Source organism: Frankia sp. CcWB2 (assembly GCF_977927585.1).
Genome location: NZ_CDWRCM010000098.1, coordinates 9,544 through 13,783 on the forward strand (window position 1 = coordinate 9,544; position 4,240 = coordinate 13,783).

A 4,240-nucleotide genomic window follows, 5' to 3' on the forward strand; every position below is an offset into this window, starting at 1 on the left:
GCCCCGATCGCGACGGGAGTGAACGCCGCGCCCGGGGCTGCGGTGGGGGAGGCCGTCTTCGACGCCGCCGAGGCGGTGCGGGTGGCGGCCGAGGGCCGACCGGTCATCCTCGTCCGCCGCGAGACGAACCCCGACGACCTCGCGGGCATGCTCGCGGCGCGCGGAACCCTGACCTCCCGGGGCGGCCGGACGTCGCATGCCGCCGTCGTCGCCAGAGGATTGGGCCGGACCTGCGTGTGCGGGGCCGAGGAGATCGAGGTCGATCCCGCCGGTCGCCGCCTCACCACTGGGCGGGGCGTGGTCGTGCGGGAGGGGGACATCCTCTCCATCGACGGGACCACCGGCGCGGTATACCCCGGTCCCGTACCGCTCGTCCCGTCACCGGTCGTCGAGTACTTCGAGGCCGGCCATCCCGACCATGCCGGCCATTCCGGCCGCCTCGACCATCCCCGGCCGGGCGGGGACCTGGTCGCCGCCGTGGATCGGCTGATGCGGCACGCCGACCGGTCCCGCCGGCTGCGGGTCCGACAGATGCTCTGCGTGAACTTTCCGGTTGATCGCGGATGTCGACGGTGATCCCGGGTGTCGGTTGCCAGCGAAGATTTCAGTAAGGACCTGCGCTGAGCTGGACAGGGAAATCTGGTGATGAAGGTGTCCAGACAGCGGCCGCTGAGGTGTTGACAGTGCGGACCGCCGTATTCGGCGCGGGCTCCGGTGCAGTCGTAGCTGGTGCGGGGTTTAGACGAATCCGCGATTCAGGAGGCTGCTCAGCCAGACGTGGTCAGCCAGACGTGGTCACCACGTTCTCGATGCTGGGGGCCGTCGGCGCGGTGACCGGTCAGGGCGTGGCGACCATGCGGACGTGGCGCTTGTCGATAACCACGCCGGTGGGCAGGGTCTCGTCGGCCGTTCCGACAGGGTAGGCGGTGATGACGGGCTGGGCGGTGCGGTCGCGGTCGAAGCGGCGAATCTGCTCGACCAGCCGCTCGGCGAGCTGGGCGGCGGCGGGGCCGTGGCTGGTGGCGCCGAGTTCGTAGCGGCGTTCGCCGTCCGGGCCGGGATGGTCGACGGGGCGGGGCTTGGTGAGGTATGCCAGGGAGTCGCCCTCGACGATCGCGGGGGTGCGGTAGGTGAACGCGGGGCGGCAGACCCCGGACTCGATGGCCTCGTCTTCGGCGGCGATGCGGCAGGTGCCGGGTGAGGTGGCGGTCAGCCACAGCCAGATGTGGTCGAACGGCTCGTTGGCGACGACGGAGGCGCCGGACCACACGGTGGGCTCGAGTCCAGTGAACACCTCGTGCAGGGCGGCCGGGGCGATGTTCTGGTCGGCATCCCAGTACAGGTCCACGTTGTCAGTGATCGTGCCGGTCTGCTCGCCGGTCGACACGATACCGATCATGGGAATGAACCCGCAGAGCTGGCTGCTTTCCGCCCGGAGATGGGTGTCCTGACGGGAGAAGGCGACACTGCGGGCCTGGCCCCGCCAGTGCAGCGGGACCACGAGCGTACCGCCGGGGGCGAGCTGGTCGAACCAGGCCGGGGGCAGGTCCCACGGCCCGACCGTAACGATGATCTTGTCGTAGGGGGCGTGGTCCGCGTCGCCGATGGCGCCGTCGCCGGTGACGTCGGGGTGGATGTCGATGGTGGTGACACTGCCGCCGTCGCCGACGAGTTCGGCGAGCAGGGCGGCGTTGTATCCGGTCCCGGCCCCGATCTCCAGCACGCGGTCGCCGGGCTGCGGGTCGAGCTGGCCGAGCATCATCGCCACCACGGTCGGCACGGAGATGCAACTGGCGGGCCGGTCTGCGCCGGGCTTGATGGTGATCGCCTTGTTGGCGTACGCCTCCTCGACCGAGGCTGCGGGAACGAACCGGTGCCGGGGAACGGCCCGAAACGCCTGCTCGATGCGCTCGGAGCGCAGGTGACCAGCGGTGCGGATGTTGCTGATCATCTGCTCGCGCAGGTCCTCGGGGCGGGTGCTGGTGGCGTTGGTCATCCGGTTCCTTCCGTGTATGTACTTGCGGATACGGGCGAGTGCGTTGGTCCGGCCGTGGGCGGGACGGTGAGCAGGCAGACGTCCCATCCGGTGCCCGGCGGCAGATCGGTGAGCGCGATTCCGGCGTCGCCTTCCAGCATCCCCCTCACCTCCGATAGTTTTCGGGCCGCCTGGGTGCGGCGGTGACGCCAGCGGTGTTCCAACCGGGACAGGACCTCGGCGAATTCGCCGCCGGGTTCGGTGTCGGCGAGCATCCGGCGGGAGACGTGCACCAGCCCGGCCCAGCCGTGGCACAGCGAGTCGTCGCCGAGTTGGGCGAGTTGAGCCTCGTCGGTGAGACACGCGACGAGCGTGGCCTTGGCGTCGGCCACCCTGTTCGGGGTGTCCAGTGCCTGGGCGGTCAGGTGGCGGGCGCGGGCCAGGCCGGGGGCGCCGTAGCACCAGGACGGGCGTTGCGGACCCGGCTGGTCGGCGGCGGCGTTGACCCATTCGCGGGCGGAGATCATGCCGGGCCACCAGGGGCTGATCACCGAGCCGCAGCGCCAGGAGTTGAGGAACCAGTCGGTGAGTTCGATCGCGTCGGCCTGTCCGGGCACGGTGATGCCGCCGATCATGGCGGAGGACAGCAGCGCCAGCGGTCCGGCGATGCCGTGCGCCATGCCGAGGTTGGCGTGGCCGCCGGGCCACCACGGGTCGGGCTGGTCGGACGGCCCATTCGCGGTCCACCAGCCGGGCAGTGTGGCCCCGTCGACGGTGGTCCGGCCGGTCAGCCGGACCAGGTAGGTCAGTACGTCGCGTAGCAGGTCGCCGCCGGGGTGGCGCGGGTCGGCGTGGACGGCTTGAAGCAGGCAGACGCCGAGTCCGGTCAGCCCGTTGATCAGGTCGAACTCCCGCAGCGCGGGCAGTTCGCCGCGGTCGATCCGCTCGTGCGCTGCCTCCAGGCGGGTGCAAGTGATCGCGGCGATGTGCTCGTCGAGGGTGTGCAGTACGCCGGTGTAGACGGGCTGGCCGGCGGTGCGCAGCACGAACGCGACCGCCGGGGCGCCCCGGTACAGGCCGGCGCCTGTGTCCGCGGCCACGGGTTCGGCGGTCATGGCCTTGACCCATTGGTGGGCGGTGGCCCAGTCTCCGATCCCGGCGCGGGCATAGGCGATGTGCAGCAGCGCCAGCCCGGCGGCCCCGTCTGCCAGGGATTGACCCCAGCCGGGTGCGGGATGCTGCTCGGGCGGTGGCGTGTACGGGTCGGTGTAGGTCACCGGGCACCACCGCTACGGCGGGCTCGCCAGGTGAGCGCGGCTTGCCGGGCCAGGCGGCGGCAGGTGCGTTCGCTGTCCCGGTTGATGCCGACGGCCCGGTTGTGGTGCATGCGCAGCAGCGACTCCAGCACCACGTCGGTGTTCGCCTCCGGTGGCAGCGCCTTGTGGTAATTGGCCAGCGTGTCGGCGCGGTTGTCCCACGCCGGCCCGATGTCGACGGTCCAGCCGGACAGCGACCACAGCCCGGCCGGGTCGGTGGCGAGCCGGGTCGCTCGCTCGGCCACCGCCCGGTCGATGGCCGCAGCGGCAGCCGGGGCCGGCCGGGCGGCCAGCCAGTCCATCGCCTCGTTGGGATCGCCGAAGAACCCGCTGACGATGCCTACCATGTTCGCCACCACCAGCCCGAGGTCGACCTCGGTGGTGGGCTGGTGCCGCAGCAGGGCGGCCATGGTGGCGGAGTCGGCGGCGAAGACGTTCTCCGCGGCGTCCAGTGCCTCGCCGTGCCCGTAGCGGCCGACTTCCGGGGAGTAGGTGTCGATCACCAGCCGCCCGGCCAGTCCTGCTTGGCGCATCCGCTGCGCCCACTCCCCGACCGCGTTCGAGTACTGCGCGTAACAGTCGGGGATAGTGCGCAGCCGCAGGCGCAGGTGGTCTGTCTCCTGTCGGCTGCGGTATCGCAGCCACCAGCACGCGGGTGTGTCGAGCGTGGCCAGCAGGCCGGGAAGCGCCTCGGCGACGATCTCGCCGATCCGTTCGGGATGGGTGAACAGCTTCGCCGAGAGCCAGGTGGCGTCCGGGGCGCCGGGCAGGTGCCCGTGCGTGTTCGTCACGGCGGGTAGGAGGCCGTGCAGCGGGCCGGGTGCAGCGGGGCAGGTGGTGACCAGGGGCAGCGCGATTTCGTGGGCGTGGCCGTCGATCCACCCGTAGTCGGCCGCCGGGGTGGCCGCGTACAGGATCGCCTGGCCGTGCCGTTTGAGGTGGGCGTGCA

The 4,240-nt window shown here is 71.6% G+C and carries 3 protein-coding genes and 1 pseudogene; 1 reads left to right on the top strand and 3 read right to left on the bottom strand.

Going from position 1 to position 4,240, the window contains the following annotated elements; translation table 11 throughout:
- Positions 1-528: pseudogene (locus tag ACY45C_RS12030) on the top strand (PEP-utilizing enzyme); the annotation flags it as partial.
- Positions 529-838: 310 nt separating this feature from the next.
- Here ACY45C_RS12030 and ACY45C_RS12035 read toward each other — a convergent pair.
- The 3 genes from ACY45C_RS12035 to ACY45C_RS12045 all read right to left on the bottom strand — a co-directional run.
- A complete protein-coding gene (locus ACY45C_RS12035; protein ID WP_462187706.1) occupies positions 839-1,996 on the bottom strand; it encodes a class I SAM-dependent methyltransferase in 1,158 nt (385 codons plus the stop codon).
- A complete protein-coding gene (locus ACY45C_RS12040; RefSeq protein WP_462187707.1) occupies positions 1,993-3,252 on the bottom strand; it encodes a lanthionine synthetase C family protein in 1,260 nt (419 codons plus the stop codon). The genes ACY45C_RS12035 and ACY45C_RS12040 overlap by 4 nt, the downstream gene beginning before the upstream one ends.
- Positions 3,249-4,240: thiopeptide-type bacteriocin biosynthesis protein (locus tag ACY45C_RS12045; RefSeq protein WP_462187708.1), on the bottom strand; the 992-nt coding region annotated here is incomplete at its 5' end. The genes ACY45C_RS12045 and ACY45C_RS12040, both read right to left, overlap by 4 nt.

Coding starts and splice junctions, on each gene's coding strand:
- ACY45C_RS12035 (WP_462187706.1), bottom strand. CDS start 1,996: ATGACCAACGCCACCAGCACCCGCCCCGAGGACCTGCGCGAGCAGATG.